Source organism: Clostridium sp. 1001271st1 H5 (genome assembly GCF_005845215.1).
Taxonomy (GTDB): Bacteria; Bacillota; Clostridia; order Lachnospirales; family Lachnospiraceae; genus Enterocloster.
Genome location: NZ_SPHO01000012.1, coordinates 135,155 through 157,014, shown reverse-complemented (window position 1 = coordinate 157,014; position 21,860 = coordinate 135,155). Strand labels below are relative to the sequence as shown.

Sequence of the window (21,860 nt, the reverse complement as noted above, 5' to 3'; positions counted from 1 at the left end):
ACTACTTCACCAAATCCTTCTGCGCCTGCGCTTCCATATCGGCCGCCGCCTGTTCCGGCGTAGTGGTAAGGCCAAAAAGGTCATACGTTGTCTGCTTGTGCAGATTACCTAATTCCGTCGGAAGGAACTGGTCATAAAAATTCTGCATATAGGATGCATTTACCAGAAGGTCCTCCATCTGCTGCAGTTTGCTGTCCTTGATGTCCACTCCCTTTATTCCGGTAAGGATTCCCGCTGTATCGGACATATCCTGGGCATATTCCTGGTCTGTCAGGGACTTGACCAGTTCCATGGCTTCCTGGGGATGTTTACAGGATGCGGCTATGGAATATCCATTGCCTCCACCCAGAATTTCGTCCGCCTTTCCCTTGCCTCCTTCGATGACAGGATAGTTGAACAATCCCAGGTTATTCTCATAGAAATCAGGCTGCTCGGACTTACAGTTTGCTACAAAACTGTTGGTCTGCACAATATGGGCTGCCTGCCCGCTGTAGAACAGCATGCGTGAACCGCCTGTATCATAGTTGATTCCATTGGCGCCGTCCGGATAATACCCCTTCTTCACCCAGTCCTGAATCCTCTGCCCCGCCTTAATGAAGCTCTCATCCTCAAATGTGGCGTTGCCGGTCCTGTTAAATGCATCCAGGAAGGTCTGGGAACCGCCCTCTCTCAGAGACAGCCAGATGAAGGTAAGTGCACCGGGCCACTGGCTGGAATTGCCCAGGGCAAAGGGAATGATGCCGTTGTCTTTCAGCACCTGGCAGTTTGCCTCCAGCTCGTCCACAGTCTCAGGCACCTTGAGTCCCAATTCCTCATATATTTTTGTGTTGTAGTATACCGGGGCTGCTCCGGCCCTAAAGGGCACTGCCCAGTACTTTCCGTCTATTTCAAACAGGGACAGCGCTGATTCATGATAAATATCTGAAATTCCCCTTACATTCTGGTCAATATCCAGAACCTTCCCCTCCTCCACAAAGGACTGGAGCCATCCGCCGCCCCATGAGATGAAAATATCCGGTTCCTGCCCGGCAGCCATGGCTGTGGTAAGCTTGGTTTTATATGGGTCATTCTCCATGGGCACCTGCTCCACCTTCACGTTGGGATGGCTGGCTTCAAACCGTTCAATGCACCGCTTGACCACTTCCAGGCGTTTCGCGTCATTCTCAATATGCCATATGGTAAGGGTAATCTCCTCATTTCCGTCAGCCTGACCCTTTTGGTTCTGACTGTCTGCTGCCGCAGCATCTCCCTGAGGCTTATCCTGTGATGCTGCCTGGGACGTCCCGTTCCCTGATTCCTGCGCGGAACCCCCGCATCCGGCCAGGGTCCCGGCCATCATGGATACCGCCAAAATACATGCCAGTAATTGTTTCTTCATACTCCTTCTCCTTTCACACTGCTTTTTTTGTTTGATGGAACCTATCATAAGGTTCTTTCCGCTTTTCCACAATGCACCGATTTTTAGAATATGTGTATTATTTCTATTTCCGTCCCTTTAGGTCTATATTTTTGTGCATTTTTAACCCCCTAATTATTTGACACCCATTTTCCATTGTGCTATATTATTGACACATTCAAAAGGGAAAGAGGGATTCTTGTGCTTACTGAAAAAATGAAGGTATTGATTGCCGATGATGAATACCTGATATGCGAACTTATCAAAAAGATGATATGCTGGGAAGAATTAAACCTGGAGTTTGCAGGCTTTGCCCATAACGGGCAGGAACTGCTCCAGAAAATACAGGAGCACCGGCCTTCTATTGTGATTACCGATATCAGTATGCCTGTTATGGACGGAATCGAACTGATTCGCCAGACCCGGTATCTCAACATCCCCTGCCGGTTCATCATTGTAAGCGGCTATAAGCAGTTTGAATATGCCCATAATGCGCTGAAATACGCAGTGGATGATTATATTCTAAAGCCCATCAGTGAAACCGAATTAAATCAGGCTTTAAAAAAAATACTGGAGGAACTGCGGCAGCAGCCTGCCTCCGGCAGCCAGGACCTGTCTGCTGTCCACACCGAACATCCCGGCAAATCCTTCTTTCTGAAACGGATTATATGGGAAATACAGGATTCCTCCACAACGCTGGAGCATGTGACGGAAGAATATGGAATTGATTTCAAACCAGGACTTTTCCGCATCCTCTGCATCAAGCTGGACTTTGTAAACCAGGGTGCGGACACACCGGACAATATCAGCTCGCTGAATAAAAAACTGATTTCCATGTTTCATGAGGATTTGGAAAATCTCTGCTACCAGACACTCTCCTGCGTGGAAGACAGCACCATCTGCTTCGGCGTCAATTACCCCATGATGTCCGACAGCCAGTTCCAGGCCTGTCTCACTGAATTCTACCAGAGGGCCTATAACCTGCTGGATATTTTTGCAGGTTTAAAAGTTACAATCGGGGTTGGCGCCGCTTACCCGGAGATTTCCTCCTTCAGCCGTTCCTATAAGGATGCCATGGATGCATTATATTACCGCATCCTGTCCGGATGCGGCCAGATTCTGTATTGGGAAAAGACCGCCCCTGTCCCCCATCTGCCGCCGGAAGAAAAGGAAGCCTTTCTCCACCAATTTAAAAAAGCCGTGGAATCTGTACATTTCGCAGATTTCATGGCCACCTTAAATCAACTGTTTTTCAAGCCCAGGCATCTCTTCCCGCTGTTTGATGTCATATCCATGATGCAGGACATCTGCCGGATGCTGATGCATATGGATATTTCCCCGGAACAAGGCCAGCCATCACTGGATTATCTTTCCAACCAGATTCATTATGCCATTGAAAACGCCTTATCCCTTGAAGCCTTGAAAGCAGCTGTAGCTGAACCGGTTTCCTATATATTTGAGAACATCCATAAGGCAGTGCAGGCCCAGAACGCCCGCCCGGTACGGACAGTCCTCCGGTATATAGAGGAACACTATACCGACTCCATCCGTCTGGAGGACGCTGCTTTATTGGTTTCCTTAAACCCCGCTTATCTCTCCAACATTTTCAAGAAGGAAACCGGAGAGAACTTCGTGGATTACCTGAATTCATTCCGGATTGAACATGCCAAAGCCAAGCTTAAGGATTCCAATCTCTCTGTCAATGAGATTGCCTATTCAGTCGGCTTTCAGGATGCCCGTTACTTCAGCAAACTTTTCAAAAAATATGTGGGTATTACCCCCAAGGATTACCGCAAAATATACAGCTGACATTCAGCAGACATGGGAGACAGGTTATGAAATTTCTCACAGAAAAAAAATTACAGAAGCTTCTGGATGAGCATACCCAGGCAGCCATGATAGACAGGGCCAGGTATTACGAAAATGAAATCCTCAAAAAACAGACCGAGCTTCTGACCCTTCAAAATCAGATAAACCCGCATTTTCTTTACAATTCCCTGGAATGTATTCGTGCCCAGGCCGTATTGAACGAAATGCCGGAGATAGCGGATATCACTTACTCCCTCTCAAACTTCTTCCGTTACAGCATCAGCACAAAAAGTGATTTTGCCACCTTAAACGACGAAATCAATGTTATTAACAATTACATGAAGATTCAGCAGTACCGGTTCAGGAACCGCTTTCTTCTCAATGTGAATCTGCCGGATTCCTGGGACAGCATCCTGGACGCAGTGCTTCCAAAGCTGACCCTGCAGCCCATAGTGGAAAACAGCATTGTTCATGCATTTACGGAAATAGCCGGCCAGGGAATCATCACCATAGAGGCTGTGTCTACGAAAAAGCATATCAACATACGCATATCCGACAATGGCAAAGGCATGGATTCATCCACCCTGCAGAAGCTCAACCAGTCACTGAACCAGGAATACCACGTCTCTCCCGCATCCGGCAAAAAGAGCACCGGAATTGCGCTGTGGAATGTCAACCGCAGACTGAAGCTGGTGTTTGGAGAGGACTACGGACTTCACGTATCCAGCACTCCTTCTCTCGGAACAGACGTGGAAATCCATATCCCTTATATATCCATTCAGTCGGATGACTTTTCCATGTCCGGAGGAAATACTCATGCCGGAGGAAATGCCCATGCCTGAGGAACTATACCGTATACAGGGTCTGTGCTTTCAAAAAGACCATTCCTGCCTTATTGACCACCTGGACCTTTACCAGTATAAGGGGGAATCCCTGGGTCTTATGGGCCTTCATGATTCCGGCAAGACCCTGCTTTCACTGATTCTCTCCGGACAAGCAGCCCCCTCTGAAGGAAAATTCTACTATGAGGAAAATCCGGCATCCCACCGCATACTCTCTGCCAGTACTGCATTGGTACAGAAGAACAGTTCCCTGATTCCTTCCCTTACTGTCATGGAGAATATTTTCGTGATACGAAGACACAAATACGGAACATACCTTGTACACAGAAAACTCATACTGCATGAAACCCTGAACTGGATGCGTGAATTGGGGCTGTCCATATCCCCCCAGGAAAAAGTGTGCAACCTGACAAAGACAGAGCAGTATCTGGTGGAAATCCTGAAGGCCTACATTCTTGGCGCAAAGTTGATTATCCTGGATGACATTCCTCTTTCCTTTTTTCAGGCGCCTCAGTTTTCCGGGATGTTCCAATATCTGAAGGCAAAGTCCATTTCCTTTCTCATTACTTCCTGTGATATCAACCAGCTCCAGCTCTTTTCCGACCGGATATACTTTATGGCTGACCACCGGACCATCAAATGGGTTTATAATGAGAAGAGAAATACAGTGGATATATCCACCTTGTACAGCCGTCCCATTATTTACCGCGAAACATCCTCCCAGGCCTCCGGTGAGATATCCCTCCGGGTGGACGGACTCTGTCATGACTCCTTGTATAATATTTCCTTTCATCTGCACGAAGGTGAAATTGTGACTATTTTTGATTTGTTCCGCAATGTTTCCTCACAGCTCCTGGATTCCATGTTCCATCCGCAGAATACAGCATCCGGTTCTATATCCGTATATGGTCAAATTATAAAAAATGAAGGCTGCCACTCCCTGATTAAGGCGGGGTTTGAATTGGATGACTGTATTTTTGAGCCGCTCCCTACCAGAGATAATATCTGCATCAGCAATTACAGAAAAGCCGCCGGTCCCTTAGGCATATTAAAACAGGCCAGGATGCAGTATATGGAACAGGCATTTCTGGCTGAATATGAAACCGAAGGCATTAAGGCCAGGTCCTCCTGCCGCCACCTGCCAAAAAAGGAAAAGCTGGCCATGTATCTTTACCGGTACGAGTTTCTCAGGAAAAAAATTATTTTTTGTGTCAATCCTGAAAAGTATATTGATTACGAAACATTTTATGTGTTGAAAAACGCGCTTCAGCGTATAGCCAACAATGGCAATACTGTGTGTATCATTACATGCGATTTTGAAAAGGTATATGCCCTGGCCGGACGCCACCTGATTCTGTCATCAGACTCTATCCAGGAATACACAAAAAACGGGTAAGGCCCAAAAAACAATTGATGCAACGGCAGCATTTCAACAGCAAAGGCTTCTGCAAATCCGTAGTCATTCCGAATTTGCAGAAGCCTTGTTCTATGTTCATATACCGGTCATATCTTTAATGCCATCTGTTAATCCAAAAACGTCACAGCCTTGCAGGGCGTCCTGTAGTTTGCCGGCGTAATGCAGATACCAGTGGTAGGATTGCTGGCGTGGATAACCTGTCCGCCGCCGATGTAGATAGCCACATGGTTAATGTAGTCGCCGCTGGCATAGAACAGCAAATCTCCCGGCTTTGCATCGCTGACTGATATGGACCTTCCTCTGGCAGCCTGGTCCCTGGAGCTTCTTCCCGTGCTGATGCCAAAATGTGAGAATACGCTCTGGGTGAAGCCGGAGCAGTCCGCCCCGCTTGTAAGGCTTGTCCCGCCGTACACATAGGGGTTGCCCAGGAACTGCTTTGCATATGCCACCACTGCGTTGCGGGTAGCAGAGGCCACCTCTGTGGAGGTGCCGCCCGGAGAACCCGGACCCTTGCTGTCCACTGTCTCAGCTGCTTTTGCTGTTGTGGGAGCCGCAACCGTGCTGTCCTTGCCGTTCTCAGGATTGGCGGCTATGGTTGTAATGGCATCCGTTCCCTTTGTCTCTTCCTTCTTCGCAGCTGTGGTGGCCGGTGCTTCCGTGGTCTTCTCAGCCTTTGTGGCGGCTGCTGTTGTCTTTTTGGCCGCATCCGCCTTCTTGGCGTCCTCCAAAGCCTTCAGGGCCTTCTCCGCTTCTTCCTTGCGCTTGGCCTCCTCTGCCTCTTTGGCCTTCTCCTCCTCCACCGACACTGCCTTGTTAAACTCCACGCTGGTCTTCATGTATTCCTTAAACACGTAGCCTTCCAAATCCGAATCCACCTGAACCTTCAGGAAATCCCCTTCCTCGCCCGTAACCACATAATGGGCGCCCTCCGACAGCAGCGTCAGCGTCTTTCCCTCCATGTCAGGACTCTGCCTCAGTCGCAGGCTGGGAGTGCCCACAATGGTGCCGTAGGTGGTTCCTACCTGCTTGGCCCTGGATTCCGCCTGCTGTCCTGTGACAAAGTAATCTGCCTTTATGTAGCCGGTGACGGAACCGGACTGAATCTTGTACCATTTGCCGCCCTCTCCGTCCACCGTATCCAGAATGGTTGCCGCACAGTCATTGTTAATCTTGCCGGTTACGCCGCTGCTGGTGTTGGCCTCTGTACGGATGTTTACCGTTCCGCTTACCTTTGACACGGCAATATTATCATAGGATGAGGACTTTGGTTTGGATGCGGTTTCCTGGGCGGCACTGGCCTTGCCGGAATCTCCGGATGCACTGCCGGACTGGCCGCTCCCCTGATTGCCGCTGCCCTGATTGCCGCCCTGGCTGCTGCCGGAACCGCCCTTTGCAGTACCGGCGCCTGCGCCTGACTGGGCAGCCTTGTTCTGTATATTGGAATAGGATGAAGCCAGCTGCTTTTCCGGCTCTGTGTTCCCCGCATAATAATTGTTAAGCGCAACGGATATACCGGCCAGCGATGAGCCTGTCTCCAGGTTTGTGGACGCCAGAGCGTTCACCGAAAGCGCACAGCTGCACAGACCGCTGAGCACGATTACTTTCTTCCAGTTATTCATCTGTAGCCTGCCTCCCCTAATTCTCTACCAGATACCGCTCCACACTGGTTATTGCATTTGCCCCGTCCGCAGCAGCCGTAATAATCTGACGCAGCGGCTTGGTTCTCACGTCACCTGCGGCAAATATGCCGGGCGCTGATGTGACGGTGTCTTCCCCGGCCCTGATATAGCCGTGGTCCATATCCACCAGTCCCTCAAAAGCCCTGCTCTCCGGCGATATGCCGACTGCAATGAACACGCCCTGTACTTCCAGTTCCGTTTTCAGTCCGGTCTTAACATTGGTCACGGAAAGGCTCTTTACCATTCCGTCCCCATTGATGCTGTCAGCCACCGTGTCCCAGATTACCTCCACATTATCCAGTGCCAGAAGACTCTCCTGCAGGCTCTTGGCTGCCCGCAGCTCATTTCTCCTGTGAACCAGATATACCTTGCTGCACATACGCGCCAGGAAAATAGCATCCTCCACAGCCACATCGCCGCCTCCAATAACAGCCGTTACCTTATTGCGGAAAAATGCTCCGTCGCAGGTGGCGCAGTAGGAGACGCCGGCTCCCGCCAGTTCTTCCTCTCCCGGCACCCCCAGCTTCCTGTGGACAGCCCCTGTGGCAAGTATAAGGGCCCTGGCCTCGTAGGTGTCTCCCTGGCACACAACGCGCTTGACAGCGCCCCTGCCTCCGTCCTCAATGCTCAGCACCTCGTCCTCTGCAAACCGGGCGCCCAGACGGTCCGCATGCTCCCGGAACTTAAGTCCCAGGTCGTATCCGCCGATGCCGGGAAGTCCGGGATAGTTATCCACCTCATATGTGGTCAGGACCTGCCCTCCGCTGACCATGGCTTTTTCCACCACAAGTGTATCCAGCTTTGCCCTCTGGGCATAAACAGCAGCTGCAAGACCTGCCGGTCCTGAGCCGATAATAATCAAATCATAAATATGAGACATAGTTTCACCTTTTCCTTATATTCAATTTAAGCCAATGTTCTTACTATTTTAAACAATTTGTAATTATTATATCACAGATAATTTACTTATTACAATTCAATTTCTTACAATTCTATCATTGGTATGGTAAAATATGTTATAATCCATATTAGAAAGGATGTGTATTTTATGCCGCGTAAAACCGTACTGGTCACCGGAGCCTCCAGGGGCATCGGCAAGGCCGTGGCAGTTAAGTTTGCAAAGAAGGGTTATAATGTAGCCATCAGCTGTGTGCGCAGGGAAGAACTGCTGATGCAGACCCAGAAGGAGATTGAATCGTTCCAGGTTCCCTGCCTGGCATACAAGGGTGATATGGGCAATATGGAATGCTGCGAGGAGCTGTTTGGCAGAATTAAGAAGATGTTCGGGGGCGTGGACGTCCTTGTGAACAATGCCGGCATCTCTTATATAGGCCTTCTGCAGGATATGTCGACGGAGGACTGGGAGCGCATGCTGCGCACGAACCTGACATCTGTTTTTAATTGCTGCAAGCTGGCAGTCCCCTATATGATTTCACAGAAACAGGGCAAAATCATCAATATATCCTCAGTATGGGGTGTGGTGGGCGCTTCCTGCGAGACAGCATACTCGGCCACCAAGGGCGGTATCAACGCCCTTACAAAGGCCCTGGCAAAGGAGCTGGCCCCCAGCAACATCCAGGTCAACGCCATTGCCTGCGGCGCCATTGACACGGAGATGAACCAGTGGATGGAGGAGGACGACCTCATCGCCCTGGTGGACGAGATTCCCTCCGGCCGTCTGGGACGGGCCGAGGAGGTGGCTGATTTGGTTTACCACCTTGGTTATAAGGAATCCTACCTTACCGGACAGGTCATAGGGCTGGACGGAGGCTGGATTTAAGGCAGGCGTCCTCCAGGGGGCCTGAACCTTTCTGAAACTTTTCCGTATCCTTACGAATATATTAACTGTATTGACCTTGGAGCCGCTCCATGGTGTAGAATCAAGTCAGAAAAAGCAATACACTAATATAAACCGCAAGGAGGCATACTTCTTATGAAAAAGAAATATTTAGCAGTCGCAGCCCTTTCCATGGCCCTGGCCGCAGGAAGCGCTATGACATCATTTGCTGCAGGATTTGTTCACACTTCACAGGGAACAAAATATCAGTGGGGTTCCGGAGATTACTGTACCAATAACTGGGTGAACTACAAGAACCACTGGTTCTTCTTTGGAGATGACCAGATTATGCGTACCGGATGGATTCAGAGGGACGGTACCTGGTACTATGCCGCTGATACAGGCGAGCTCCAGGGCGGCATCATGAAGATTAACGGCAATGTCTACTACTTCGACAACAACAGCTGTAAGCTGAAGACCGGAGAACGCACCTACAATGGTCAGAGCCACACATTCACCGAAAACGGAACCACCGATGGCGGTCCATATGTTTATACGGAGTGGAACAGCAACGGAACACTCAGACGTGGTACCAAGTTCGGGGTACGGTAATTTGATATTTGCACATCACACACAAGAACAGGGATGCCTGGGCCGGAAGGTCCGGGCATCCCTGTTCTGCTGTTTGCCGGTTCTGTTGTTTCCTATAAGCCAAAAAGACCTTCCGGAGGATTTCCTCCGAAAGGTCCTGTATACGTTTTGCCGGGACATACCGGGATGAACCGGATGCCTGCTCCAAAAATTAACGTTTGGAGAACTGTGGAGCACGACGGGCTGCCTTTAAGCCGTACTTCTTTCTCTCTTTCATTCTTGGGTCTCTTGTTAAGAAACCAGCTTTCTTCAGTGCTGGTCTGTAATCAGCGTCTACCTGAAGGAGAGCTCTGGAGATGCCGTGACGGATTGCACCGGCCTGTCCTGTTGTGCCGCCGCCGCGAACGTTAACCATTACATCAAATTTATCAGTAGTCTCAGTAGCTACTAATGGCTGGCGAACAATAACCTTTAAAGTCTCAAGACCAAGATACTCGTTGATATCTCTCTTGTTGATGGTGATGTTGCCGGTACCTGGTACTAAATATACTCTGGCGATGGATTTTTTTCTTCTGCCTGTTCCGTAAAATTTTGCGTTAGCCATGATACTTTCTTCCTCCAATCCTCATTAAAATGTTAAAACTTCTGGTTTCTGTGCTGCCTGCTCATGGTCTGGGCCTGCATATACATGAAGCTTGCCAAACATGCTTCTTCCCAGAGGTCCCTTTGGAAGCATACCCTTAACTGCTAACTCGATAACCTTCTCAGGCTTCTTAGCCATCAATTCACGCAGGGTTGTCTCTCTCATGCCGCCTACGTAATCAGAGTGATTGTAATAAATCTTCTGGTCTAACTTCTTGCCGGTTACCTTAATCTTCTCAGCGTTTACAACGATTACATAATCGCCGCAATCCATATGAGGTGTGAAAATCGGCTTGTTCTTTCCTCTTAAAACCTTTGCTATCTCTGAAGACAGACGTCCTAATGTATATCCTGTAGCATCAACTACATACCATTTTCTTTCAATTGTCGCTGGACTAGCCATAAAACTCTTCATTGGTTAACCTCCTGTTAATCTCAACCTTGTTATACACCTGACATCCAACGGATGCCCGCTATATGCCTGATAAATATGGGAAGTATTTATCAATCAAAGTGCTCACTCCGGGGCTTTGGATGAGCATTCTTTGCTAATGTCACAGTTTTATATTATATAATACCAAACACTCCCTGTCAACCACTTTGCAAAGAAAAAATGCCGAAAAACAAAGATATTCCGGCATTTACAGGTCATATTTCATTTCTATCAGGGTAAGCCCTCTGGCAGGCGCTGTGGGCCCTGCTGCCCGCCGGTCCCTTGCCTCCAGAATGGACGTCATGTCCTCCGGCCGTATCTGGCCGGTTCCCACCGCCATCAGGGTCCCTGCTATGATACGCACCATATTGTAAAGGAAACCGTTACCGGTCACCCGTATGCTGATTATATCATCGGCATTTTTTGCCACATCAATGGTATATATGGTCCTCACCGTATCCGTCACCTGCGTACGGACACTGCAGAAGCTTTTAAAATCATGTTCCCCTGTCAGCATGGCCGCGGCCTCCTGCATCCTGTCCACATCCAGCTTAAAATAACAGAAATGGGAGTACAGGCGCTCCATGGGCATGTTGATTCTCCGGTTTAAAATTCTGTATTCATAGGTCTTAACACAGGCACATTTCCTGGGATGCCAGTCAGAGGGCACTTCTTCTGACACCTGGACCCGGATATCCTCCGGAAGCCTCTGGTTCAGGGCCATACAGATTTTATCCGGGGGCATCTGGCTTTCGGTGTCAAAAACAGCCACATTACCCCTGGAATGAACACCTGAGTCTGTCCTGCTGGCTCCTATGACCTGAATGGGTTCTCTCATAAGCTGGGTAAGGGCTTCATTCAGCACTGATTCAATGGTCACTGCCCCGGGCTGTATCTGCCAGCCATGATAATGGGTGCCGTCATAGGCAACCACAAGCCGTATCCGTTTCATTCATCCTACCTTCCTGTTTACGCTGTACTTGTTTAAAGATAAACCCTGGACGCTATGATTACCACAAAATACAGGGCATATATCATATAGGCGTCATGGTCCGCCTGGCGGTACTGCAGGGGTTTCATCTTTGTACGGCCGTCGCCCCCCCGGTAACAGCGCGCCTCCATGGCCATGGCCAAATCTGTAGCCCTGCGGAAGGCGGAGATGAACAGAGGCACCAAAAGAGGCACCATGGCCTTTGCCTTCTGTATCAGATTGCCCGTCTCAAAATCAGCTCCCCTGGCCATCTGGGCCTTCATGATTTTATCGGTTTCCTCCACCAGAATCGGTATGAACCGGAGGGCAATGGACATCATCATGGCAACCTCGTGGACCGGCACCCTGAACCGTTTCAGACAGCCAAGACCCTTTTCCAGGCCGTCCGTCAGCTGGTTGGGCGTGGTGGTCAGAGTCATGACAGAGGAGCCGATGACCAGGTAAATAAGCCTCAGGCCCATAAAAAAGGCCATGCGCACACCCTCAAAGGTTATCTTAAAAATCCAGAACTTTACCAGTATACGTCCGTCTGTAAGGAACAGGTTAAAGCTGACGCTGATTAGCAGCAGAATCACGATGGCCTTCAGGCCCTTGAGTATGAAACGGACCGGCACCCTGGTCATCTTAATCACAGCTGCCAGCACCACCGTGGCAATGACATAGCCCCATATATTATTTGCGACAAACAAGGACGCTATGAACACCATGGTACCAAAAAGCTTTGTCCTGGGGTCCAGTCTGTGGACTGCCGAGTCCACCGGATAGTACTGGCCCAATGTAATTTCTCTAAACATTTTTATCCCTGCTGCTTTCTGTCAGTTTATTCCTCAGCGCCAGAATCGCCTCCCTGGCCTCTGCCACTGTGGTAATATCATCGTCAATATCAATGCCCCTGGCCTTCAGGTCATGGACCAGATAGGTTATCTGGGGCGCAGCCAGTCCCATTGTCTCCAGTTCTTTGTAATGGCGGAATACCTCCCTGGGGGCGCCGTCAAATACCTTCTGTCCATGGTTCATCACAATAAGCCGGTCCGCATATCTGGCCACATCTTCCATGCTGTGGGAAACCAGTATGATGGTCATATGACGCTCCCGGTGAAGTCTGTCAATCTGGTCCAGAATTTCGTCCCTCCCCCTTGGGTCCAGACCAGCCGTCGGCTCATCCAGTATAAGGACCTCCGGTTCCATGGCCAGCACGCCTGCTATGGCCACCCGCCGTTTCTGGCCTCCGGACAGTTCAAAGGGAGACTGTTTGTAATAAGAAGGGTCCAGCCCCACCTGCTCCAGTGCCTTCCTGGCCCTGGCCTCAGCCTCCTCCCTGCTCAGTCCCTGATTCTTAGGTCCGAAGCATACGTCTGTCAGCACGTCCACTTCAAAGAGCTGGTGCTCCGGATACTGGAACACCAGGCCCACCTTGCTTCTCAGCTGCTTCATATCATAACCCTGGCTGTAGATGTTCTCCCCATTGTAGAAGAGCTCCCCTGCACTGGCCTTTATCAGTCCGTTTAAGTGCTGAATCAGGGTGGATTTGCCGGAACCCGTATGTCCAATCAGCCCTACGAATTCCCCATCCCCAATCTCCAGGTTCACGTCAAACAGGGCATGCTGTTCAAACGCCGTACCGCCGCCATATACAAAATTCAAATCAACTGCTTTTATTGACATCCTCTATCTCCTTCTCTCTATCTCAGAAGGGGTACCAGCTGTTCCACCAGCTCTTCCCTGCTAAGGATTCCATCCGTCAGAGGCATCCCTGCCTCCTTAAGCTCCCAGGCCAGCTCCGTCACCTGGGGCACGTCCAGCCCATGGCTTTTCAGCTCCCTGACCCTGGAGAATATCTCCCTTGGCTGTCCGTCCATGACAATCCTTCCATCATCCATAACGATGATTCTGTCAGCCTCAATGGCCTCCTCCATATAATGGGTAATCAGCAGGACCGTGATGCCCTCTGCCCGGTTTAGCTCATGAATGGTACGAATGACCTCCCTACGGCCGTTGGGGTCCAGCATGGCAGTGGGCTCGTCCAGAATAATGCACTCCGGCTTCATGGCCATAACGCCCGCTATGGCAACCCTCTGCTTCTGTCCTCCTGAGAGCTTATTGGGGGACTGGAGCCGGTAGGCGGTCATTCCAACTGCTTTCAGGCTCGCCTCCACGCGCTTCCATATCTCCTCTGTGGGCACGCCTATATTCTCCGGCCCAAAGCCCACGTCCTCCTCCACAATATTGCCAATAATCTGGTTATCCGGATTCTGGAACACCATGCCTGCTGTCTTGCGCACATCCCAGATATGTTCCTCATCCCTGGTATCCATGTCTCCCACCCACACAGTGCCTTCCGTGGGCAGCAGAAGACCGTTGATATGTTTGGCCAGAGTGGACTTGCCGGAACCGTTATGGCCCAGCACAGCCACAAAATCACCCTTTTTTATATCCACATCCACGCCGTCAATGGCCCGGTTCACTTCTTCTATATTTTCTTCCTCATCGCGCCTGATATACTCATATACCAGTTTTGCCGCTTTAACGATTCCCATATGCGTCCTTTCAAAACCTTCGTTCTGCTACGTTTCTCAATTTTAGTTTATATTACTATAGAAGTCAAGAGCAGCAGCGCAATAATCCCATTCCCGGTCATGGACCAGTGGGTGTGCCTTTACCTAATACCCTTTTCATCCCGTTCCCCCAGCATCCTGTTTATCTGGTCTGCATGCATCCTGGACACCCTGCAAAAGTAATGGTGCACCAGTGCCATGACAGCTGCGAAAACCAGTGTCAGCTGCAAAACCGGACCCAGGCGGAAGGGTATCCATTTTCCAAAATATGCAAATGCCATCAGCATCCCATAAATCAAAAGGATTTCCGCCAAAAGGTATCCCCCGGTATTTCTGAAGTCCACCTGTTCAAGCCCCCACTCCACCAGCTGCACGGCTGCCAGGAAGGCCGTCAGCTCCATTACATAATGTATACTCAGGTAAGGAGAACCTGCTGCCAGGTTCATGGCGCATGAATAGAGGACAGCAATCGTAAAGGTGATGACAAAGGACGGCAGATAATTTTTTATGATACGGTTCATTTGAATCCCCCTATTTTCTTAATTTTGCTTTTAATCCGTCGATATAGTTTCTCGTAATGATTAATCTCTCCCCATTTTCCAGTTCAGCCAGCATTCTGTGGTTGATATAGGGCTGCACACATTTAAGCTTTGCCGTATTCATAAGGCAGTTTTTGCTGATGCGCACAAAGGCCGTATGCACCAGCTGTTCCTCCAGGGAAGTCAGTGTCTGCCTGACCAGGTATGCCTCATTTTTATTATATATAAATGTTTTTCCATCCACCGAATCCGCATAAAAAATTCCTTCAACGGGAATCTGGTAGGTTCTCCCCTCCTTCTCCCCTTCCAGGGAAAAGAAGAGCTGGCGGATGTAGTCAATCATCCTTGTGATGCGTTCATCTGCATATGCACATTTAATGACGACTTCATCTTCTGTATTGTTTATATCCTGGTTGATTGTCAGCTTCACTGCCCCCGCCTTCCTGTAATCCCTGCGCGCATTGGTTTATACTTACAGATTCATTATATTTTCTCTTCAGTGTGAATGCAACTGTTTTGCGGTGACATGCCCTTAGGCCGGATGAGTTGCCCTGGGAAAAAAAATCCCCGAAGAGCAGCTGCTCTCCGGGAATCGTTTCTCTTACAATGCACTAATAACGTTTCTCTGCTGGTATTATAATACTTCAATACTTGATGTATACAAATATTATTCCGGCAATTTACTGCACCCAGGCCCCATCATCTCCCACATAATACCCGTCCGGAGTAGTGGTGTCATAATACATGGCTCCGTCATCGCCGCAGTAATACCACCTGCCGTTCCAGTCAATCCAGCCCGTGACCATGTATCCCGCCGCATTAAAGAAATACCACCTGTCATCAATGTACTGCCAGTTATTTACCGTATAGCTCTTATCCGCGTTGCAGTACCACCAGCCAACCGTATCCCTGAGCCATGCGCCTTTGTAACTGGAACTGGAGGAGGATGAACTGTGTGTCCTCCTGCCATTGCTGATTTCATCTGCCTCATCAGACGAGACATACCAGGAGTCTGATTCCTCCCAGCTTCCCTTGTCAGAGGAATTGTACACAGCCCTTACCTTAAACATATACTCACCGCTTCTTGTGATATAACCGGAAAAATCATAGCTGGTATCCGAGGTTGTGAGAACGGAGGTAGCGGAATTCTCATTGCGGTAAAGCCTTACTTCATATTTTCTTGCATCTGTGCTGTCCTCCCAGCTGGCCATGCCGTCCGATTCATCCCATTCCAGTCCATGGACATCCAAATCATACCCGCTTCCGCTGCCGTCCAGTGAATCCAGGGTAATATACACAATCAGGGTACTGCTCTTTCTGGTAACAGAAGTAACCTTACCGTCCGCTCCTCTTATATCCACATCATTTTTAGACAGGTCCGAAGAAAAGTAATAGTCATCCTCTGCCTCCAGCGTCACTTTCAGCTTTGGCCTATGGCCGTCATCCCATCCGTTTTTCGGCTCGTTGGTTATCTCCACATCATCCACATAATAGTCGCTGGAATCACAGGTCACATCCACATCGCCGGAACTGTCCCCCGCCTCAATATCTGACTCTACCTCCAGGGATATGCTGTCTATCTCTGTCCTTGAAGACGCCATAGCCGTCCCGCACATGAACACCAACAGCACCCCCGACATCCAAATGACTGCCTGCTGTTTCAGTCTCCCCATATTACACGCTCCCTTTCGCAACAAACCATAATCCGTTACCCTTGCATCAATGTATCCAGGCTCCGCTGCCGTCTACCTGATAGCCGTCCGGCGTTGTAACCCCCGCTGCCATGGCGCCATCCTCATACATGTAATACCATGTATCCTGTATCTGGTTCCATCCGGTGACAGCGTAACCTTCCGGGTTAAAATAATACCACTTACCCATAATAAGCTCCCACCGGTCCGCGGCTATGGTCCCATCCTGATAGGTAAAACGCCTGCCCTCCTGATAATCTCCCCAGAGGCCGTCGGTAATGCCCGGTGTGCTGGCTCCGGAGGCCAGGGAGCTTACAGGTTCTCCATCCTCAAGATAATCCTGCTGGTTTCCGTTTCTCGCAACCGCCTGGACCTCAAAGTAATACTGCACTCCCTCCTTTGTCATAAACGGTGAAAAATCATACTCCGTACCGCCTTCCACCAGCTGGCTCACCACAGACCCCTGGTTATCATAGAGAATAACCCGGTAGGTGCTGGCATACTTAACGGCATTCCATCTGGCAAGACAGGGATTGGAGCTGTCCCAGCCGGCCCAGCTGGTTTCTCCCAGCTGGGCAGCTGTCTGGTACTTAAATTTCACCTGATAAACATTTCCCAAATCCGATTCATAATCCTCTCCCGTATACCTTTTAACAGAGGAAATCTTTGCTTCATTCCTTCCATTGGTCACATGAAGCTCCAGGCTGTCCTTGCTCAGGGTTCCGGAACAGCCCAGATACAGGGTTCCGGTCACTTCATTGCCTGCGCTCCAGTTCAGAGAATCCCTGGACCACTCCACATCTGATGCCAGCTCCAGCGCATCAGAGGAACTCCCAGCCACTTCCACATCCGGCTCCAGGGGATGTACCCTGTCCTTGTCATTGTCGTCCCTGCTGGCGCCCTCTGTGTCATACTGGTTGGTAATCTCCAGCCTATATGTGGTTTTAGCCTGAGCACTCATGCTCAGGCCAAACACCATCAAACAAACGGCAGCAGCTGTAAAACCAAATCTGCTTCTTTTCATAGCATCTCCTTTCAACTATCCTTCCTTTATCTATGAAAAATGCCGTCATACCTCTTTTTCCCACAAATTGCTCACAAACCTCTGTATTTAATGCTGCCATACTCCGTTGGCATCTAACTGGAATCCGCTGATGGACGTGTTTACGGCCTTCTGACCCTGTCCCGGATAAAAATAGTACCAGTTATCCTGAATCTTGTACCAGCCTTCTACCATGGCGCCGCTTTCATTCATGAAATACGTCTTTCCGTCAATGGTAAGCCAGCTGTTCTTAACCATGGCGCCTTCCGGCCCATCCTGGTTGGGATTCATGTAATACCAAATATTATTGGACTTGACCCAGCCTGTCTTCATGTCGCCGTTTTCACCCAGGTAGTACCATCCGCTGTTGGTCTGTTTCCAGCCAGTAATCATTTTGCCGGTTTCATCAAACAGGTACCATTTTTCATTCCATTTCAGCCAGCCGTTTTTCTGGTAGTTGCCGTCAGGATATTTAAAATACCAGGTATCGCCTTCCTTGCGCCATCCTACGTCCGTGTTTCCTCCACTGGGAGTACTGCCGTTGCCATTCTCCTGACCAGTGCCGTCAGAGACTTCATCCTCTGCAATATACAAGTCTCCTGCCTCTGTCCATTCACTCTTCTTACCCCGCTTCTTTTCCTCCTCTGTGTGGGGAACCGTCCTTACCTTAAAGGAATAATCACCTTCCTTGGTCATATAGGGATAAAAATTATAGGATGTACCCTTGTACTCCTCCAGCTTCTTGACAACGGATGAGCCGCGGTATAAATATACGTCATAGTATCCGGAACCGCCGTTCTCCGGTTCCTCCCATCTGGCCCTGCCCCGGGTGTTACCCCATTCCGCGTCTTCCGGCGGGTCGTAGGTTCCCTTGATGCCGTTGGCCCTGATTACCACCTTAAGGTCGCTTCCGCTTTTGGAGGCAGACACAAAGGTACCTCCGCTTACGCTTACGCTTCCTGAACTGTAGCTGCTGCGGAAACGGTAATCATAGTTGCTGTTGCTGGAGCTTTCAGGCTCCAGCCATACGGTTATCTTCGGTGTATCGCCAATGGTCACTTCTTTATTATTGGACCACTCTGCTGACTGTACCCTGTATTTGTTTGATGAAGTGTATACCTTGTTCCCGCTGTCGCTGGAATCCGTTCCCAGGCTGTCACCATCATTGATTTCATCCCCTGAATCCAGGTCTATGTCCACCTTCAGGGAAATATTCGTGATATACTTATAATCAGATGATGCCAGGGACTGGATGGGCATCGCTGTAACCAGCGTACCGGTGGCCAGGGCCAGACATAACAATCGCTTCATGCTTCTCATGAAATTCAACCTCCTCCAAGGATTCCCCCTTGCTGCACTTTCCTTGTTTTTTCTTTTCCTGGTTCTATTATAGACCAGGGGACAGTTTTGCGTCAACTTACGATATTCTTGCGATATTTTCACGATAATTTTCTAATAGCCTTTATTATTTTTAATGCAAAACCGGGCCTGGCAATATCTGCCAGACCCAATAAATTTGTGTCAATCATACTTATCTTTAGTAATAGGATTATATGGCCCCCATCAGGCCGGGAAGAAACAACACTAACTGCGGTACAAACGAAAGAATCAATACTACTATAATTAATGTTATGATATATGGTATCATGGCCCTGGAAATGGATTCCACCTTAACGCCCGACACACCGGACAGCACATACAGCACCATTCCCACCGGGGGAGTCAGAAGGCCAATCATTACATTCACTGTCATAAGCACGCCAAAATGCACCAGATTCATGCCGTATGAGCTCATAAGGGGAACCAGAATAGGGGTTAGAATGATAATTGACGCTGTCCCATCCATAAACATACCAACCACGAGAAACAATAAGTTCACCAATAATATTGCTACTATCTTATTTGGTACAATTGAGGATATTGCAGCGGCCGCATGTACCGGAATCTGTTCAACTGTCAAAATCCATCCAAATACACAGCTGGCGGATGCAATCAGCATGACCATGGCCGTTGTCTTAACTGTCTCATCAATAATGGCCGGAAGGTCTCTGATTTTTATGTTATGGGTGGCAAAGGAGATAATCAGTGAATATGCGGCGGCTACAACAGCAGCCTCCGTTGGAGTACATACACCGGTAACAATACCGCCAATCAATATCACCGGCGCCAGCAGGCCCCAGAAGGAATGGACAAAACTATGCCCAATTTCCCTGATACCGGCACGCGCATGAGGTTCATATCCCCGTTTCTTTGCCTGATACCAGACAACAATAGCCATTGCCAATGCCATACACAGGCCCGGGACCACCCCTGCCATAAAAAGTGCCCCTATGGATACCCCTGCAATCACTCCGTACATAACAAACGGTACGCTTGGAGGAATTACCGGTCCTATACAACTGGACGCCCCTGTGATAGCAAGAGAAAAATCATCATCATATCCTGCATCCTTCATTGCCTTAAGCTCTATGGCTCCCAGACCGCCGGTGTCCGCAATCGCGCTTCCGGACATCCCTGCAAAGATGACGGACGCCAGGATGTTGGCATGCCCCATGCCGCCCCTTATATGCCCCACAAGCTTGTCTGCAAAACCAAAAATCTGTCCTGTGATTCCGCTATGATTCATCACTGCGCCTGCGAACATGAAAAACGGTACTGCCATCATGGAGAATGAATCCCCAACCGTCATTGCCATTTTCTGGACTATAATGTTCAGAGAGGCATCTGCTGATAAGAAATATGCAAGGGAGCCCAGCAGCAGAGAGAATCCTATAGGCATCCCGCATACCATCAGGACTATAAGTACCACTATCATGGCTATCATGGTTTTAACACCTCCTGTTCAGGCTCAGCCTTGATAATAAGAATAATTTGAAGGAGCATATGGACCGCCACTAGCGCATATCCGGCCGGAATAGCTGCAAACACATAGCTCATGGGAATCTGCATGCATCCGGATAACAGATTACCCTGTTTAAAGGCATATCTTGCCGCGTGCGGCAGCATATATATCAAGGCTGCCGCCACCAGCAGGTTACAGGAAACTTTCAATACCTTTTGCCAAAATACAGGAAGGCGGTCCGTGACAAGGGTAACAGCCACATGCTTGTCTTGTGTCACACAATACGCTGAGCCAATGAATACCAGCCATACATATACGTACCTTGCAAATTCCTCGCTCCAAAACAACGGACTGTTAAGTGCATACCGCATGACAATCTGGGCAGTGACAACTATCATCATGGAGCAAAAGATAACAGAAGTGACCACCCGCTCCACGTATTCCAGCTTGGAAATCATAATCTTAACTATATTTTCCATATCGTCATCCTTTTTCTGAAAATCCCCTTATGATTACTGTTCCAGCTTCTGAATTTCAGCATACAATTCCGGGTCATCTGCACTCAGCTTTTCAGCAACAGGCGCCAGTGCCTCCCTGAAAGCAGCATCGTCTACTTCTACAAGCTCGATTCCGTTTTCCTCCTGATACCGCTTCATGAACCCTTCTTCTTCCTTATTTGTCTGTTCATTTGCCCAGGACGCCGCATTATCAATAGCCTCCAGAAGTATCTGCTGGTTATCCTTGGTCAGCTTATCAAGGCAGCTTTGCGATACAAGTGTAAACGTTACTTCACGGGCATGATTCGTAAGCATCAGTTCTTTACATAGTTCCTGTATATTCCACGCTGAAAATCCCGACAATGTATGTTCAGCACCATCCACAACGCCCTGCTGCATAGCCAGATACTGCTCCGTGGCAGCCATGGGAGTGGCGGCTGCCCCTAGACCATTAACAGTTGAAATGATAGAGGGCATATCAGGGCATCGTATCTTGGCCCCGGCAAACTCCGCAGGTGTGGTGGCCTTTATCCCTGTGGTAATAACATACCTGGCTCCCATGGTCTGGGTGCCGCATACAGTGACACCTAAATTCTGGTTTGCCTTCTGAAATAAATCTTTTTCCACGTCACTGCCTATGAACTTTTCAAAGTGCTCATAGCTTCCAAACAGATACGGAGCCTGAAACACATTAAAAGCCGGATAGCGCTTTCCCAATTCCCCTGAACCGGTATTGCACATGTCAATACTGCCGTCCAGTACATTTGTATCCACATCACTCTCATTTCCCAGCTGGCTGGAATCATATATAACCACATGCACCTTTCCGCCGGTCTTCTCCTCCACTTCATCTGCCATTCGCTGAAATGCCTGTACATAGACGGTTCCCGGCGTGGATGTTGTACTGTACTGAAGCGAAACCTCCTTTTGCTCTTCTGTATTTGGAGATTCCCCCTCGCCCGATGCATCCTCAGATGAAGCTGCTGTTCCGGAGACTGCCGGGGGGGCGCTTTCCTTTGTAGATGAGGCGCAGGCGCTCATTATTGCTGCTGATAATATAACGGACATGGTAACGCCACAGATTAACATTGATTTTTTCATAATATTCTTCCTTTCT

22 protein-coding genes are annotated in these 21,860 nt (G+C 49.2%); 5 read left to right on the top strand and 17 right to left on the bottom strand.

Annotated elements, in window-relative coordinates; genetic code table 11:
• Nucleotide 1: 1 nt before the first annotated feature.
• Complete coding sequence (locus tag FGS84_RS18735) at nt 2–1,378, bottom strand: extracellular solute-binding protein (protein ID WP_171042675.1); 1,377 nt, start codon at nt 1,376–1,378, stop codon at nt 2–4.
• Nucleotides 1,379–1,597: 219 nt separating this feature from the next.
• Between FGS84_RS18735 and FGS84_RS18730 the strand changes: the two genes are divergently transcribed.
• The 3 genes from FGS84_RS18730 to FGS84_RS18720 are packed head-to-tail and all read left to right on the top strand — an operon-like array spanning nt 1,598 to nt 5,443.
• Complete coding sequence (locus FGS84_RS18730; protein ID WP_138309948.1) at nt 1,598–3,205, top strand: helix-turn-helix domain-containing protein; 1,608 nt, start codon at nt 1,598–1,600, stop codon at nt 3,203–3,205.
• Between the two features lie 26 nt (nt 3,206–3,231).
• Nucleotides 3,232–4,047: a histidine kinase gene (locus tag FGS84_RS18725; RefSeq protein WP_138309947.1), complete on the top strand. Its 816-nt coding sequence runs from the start codon at nt 3,232–3,234 to the stop codon at nt 4,045–4,047.
• A complete protein-coding gene (locus FGS84_RS18720) occupies nt 4,022–5,443 on the top strand; it encodes an ATP-binding cassette domain-containing protein (RefSeq protein ID WP_171042673.1) in 1,422 nt (473 codons plus the stop codon). The genes FGS84_RS18725 and FGS84_RS18720 overlap by 26 nt, the downstream gene beginning before the upstream one ends.
• A gap of 128 nt (nt 5,444–5,571) precedes the next feature.
• Here the strand turns inward: FGS84_RS18720 and FGS84_RS18715 are convergent, their stop codons facing one another.
• Both FGS84_RS18715 and trxB read right to left on the bottom strand, forming a co-directional pair.
• Nucleotides 5,572–7,083 (bottom strand): SH3 domain-containing C40 family peptidase, encoded by a 1,512-nt coding sequence (locus FGS84_RS18715; protein WP_138309945.1) that lies wholly within the window; start codon nt 7,081–7,083, stop codon nt 5,572–5,574.
• Between the two features lie 16 nt (nt 7,084–7,099).
• Entirely contained in the window at nt 7,100–8,023 is a 924-nt protein-coding gene (gene trxB, locus FGS84_RS18710) for a thioredoxin-disulfide reductase (protein ID WP_138309944.1), read from the bottom strand.
• A gap of 168 nt (nt 8,024–8,191) precedes the next feature.
• Here trxB and FGS84_RS18705 point away from each other — a divergent pair, with 168 nt between their 5' ends.
• Together FGS84_RS18705 and FGS84_RS18700 are read left to right on the top strand one after the other, a co-directional pair.
• Nucleotides 8,192–8,923, top strand: coding sequence for an SDR family oxidoreductase (locus tag FGS84_RS18705; protein WP_138309943.1), 732 nt, complete (start codon nt 8,192–8,194; stop codon nt 8,921–8,923).
• A gap of 153 nt (nt 8,924–9,076) precedes the next feature.
• Nucleotides 9,077–9,532 (top strand): hypothetical protein, encoded by a 456-nt coding sequence (locus FGS84_RS18700; protein ID WP_138309942.1) that lies wholly within the window; start codon nt 9,077–9,079, stop codon nt 9,530–9,532.
• A gap of 190 nt (nt 9,533–9,722) precedes the next feature.
• On the opposite strand, the gene rpsI is transcribed toward FGS84_RS18700, so the two are convergent.
• From rpsI to FGS84_RS18630, 14 genes are all read right to left on the bottom strand, one after another.
• Entirely contained in the window at nt 9,723–10,115 is a 393-nt protein-coding gene (rpsI, locus tag FGS84_RS18695) for a 30S ribosomal protein S9 (protein WP_002566476.1), read from the bottom strand.
• A gap of 24 nt (nt 10,116–10,139) precedes the next feature.
• Entirely contained in the window at nt 10,140–10,568 is a 429-nt protein-coding gene (gene rplM / locus FGS84_RS18690; RefSeq protein ID WP_002566477.1) for a 50S ribosomal protein L13, read from the bottom strand.
• Between the two features lie 226 nt (nt 10,569–10,794).
• On the bottom strand, nt 10,795–11,538 hold the full coding sequence (gene truA / locus FGS84_RS18685; RefSeq protein ID WP_138309941.1) for a tRNA pseudouridine(38-40) synthase TruA: 744 nt from the start codon (nt 11,536–11,538) through the stop codon (nt 10,795–10,797).
• Nucleotides 11,539–11,570: 32 nt separating this feature from the next.
• The gene (locus FGS84_RS18680) at nt 11,571–12,371 is read right to left on the bottom strand and encodes an energy-coupling factor transporter transmembrane component T (RefSeq protein ID WP_138309940.1); all 801 of its coding nucleotides are present in this window, start codon (nt 12,369–12,371) and stop codon (nt 11,571–11,573) included.
• Nucleotides 12,364–13,242 carry an energy-coupling factor transporter ATPase gene (locus tag FGS84_RS18675; protein ID WP_138309939.1) on the bottom strand — a complete coding sequence of 293 codons (879 nt, stop codon included), beginning with the start codon at nt 13,240–13,242 and terminating at the stop codon, nt 12,364–12,366. The genes FGS84_RS18680 and FGS84_RS18675 overlap by 8 nt, the downstream gene beginning before the upstream one ends.
• A gap of 17 nt (nt 13,243–13,259) precedes the next feature.
• The gene (locus tag FGS84_RS18670; protein WP_138309938.1) at nt 13,260–14,114 is read right to left on the bottom strand and encodes an energy-coupling factor transporter ATPase; all 855 of its coding nucleotides are present in this window, start codon (nt 14,112–14,114) and stop codon (nt 13,260–13,262) included.
• 119 nt (nt 14,115–14,233) lie between these two features.
• Entirely contained in the window at nt 14,234–14,653 is a 420-nt protein-coding gene (locus FGS84_RS18665) for a DUF3021 family protein (RefSeq protein WP_138309937.1), read from the bottom strand.
• A gap of 10 nt (nt 14,654–14,663) precedes the next feature.
• On the bottom strand, nt 14,664–15,101 hold the full coding sequence (locus FGS84_RS18660; RefSeq protein ID WP_138309936.1) for a LytTR family DNA-binding domain-containing protein: 438 nt from the start codon (nt 15,099–15,101) through the stop codon (nt 14,664–14,666).
• Between the two features lie 250 nt (nt 15,102–15,351).
• A complete protein-coding gene (locus tag FGS84_RS18655; RefSeq protein ID WP_138309935.1) occupies nt 15,352–16,344 on the bottom strand; it encodes a hypothetical protein in 993 nt (330 codons plus the stop codon).
• A gap of 46 nt (nt 16,345–16,390) precedes the next feature.
• Nucleotides 16,391–17,386: a hypothetical protein gene (locus tag FGS84_RS18650; protein WP_138309934.1), complete on the bottom strand. Its 996-nt coding sequence runs from the start codon at nt 17,384–17,386 to the stop codon at nt 16,391–16,393.
• Nucleotides 17,387–17,473: 87 nt separating this feature from the next.
• Complete coding sequence (locus FGS84_RS18645) at nt 17,474–18,724, bottom strand: N-acetylmuramoyl-L-alanine amidase family protein (RefSeq protein WP_138309933.1); 1,251 nt, start codon at nt 18,722–18,724, stop codon at nt 17,474–17,476.
• A gap of 229 nt (nt 18,725–18,953) precedes the next feature.
• Entirely contained in the window at nt 18,954–20,228 is a 1,275-nt protein-coding gene (locus FGS84_RS18640; RefSeq protein ID WP_138309932.1) for a TRAP transporter large permease, read from the bottom strand.
• Nucleotides 20,225–20,725: a TRAP transporter small permease gene (locus FGS84_RS18635; protein WP_138309931.1), complete on the bottom strand. Its 501-nt coding sequence runs from the start codon at nt 20,723–20,725 to the stop codon at nt 20,225–20,227. The genes FGS84_RS18640 and FGS84_RS18635 overlap by 4 nt, the downstream gene beginning before the upstream one ends.
• A gap of 33 nt (nt 20,726–20,758) precedes the next feature.
• Nucleotides 20,759–21,844 (bottom strand): sialic acid TRAP transporter substrate-binding protein SiaP, encoded by a 1,086-nt coding sequence (locus FGS84_RS18630; RefSeq protein ID WP_138309930.1) that lies wholly within the window; start codon nt 21,842–21,844, stop codon nt 20,759–20,761.
• Between the last annotated feature and the right edge of the window lie 16 nt (nt 21,845–21,860).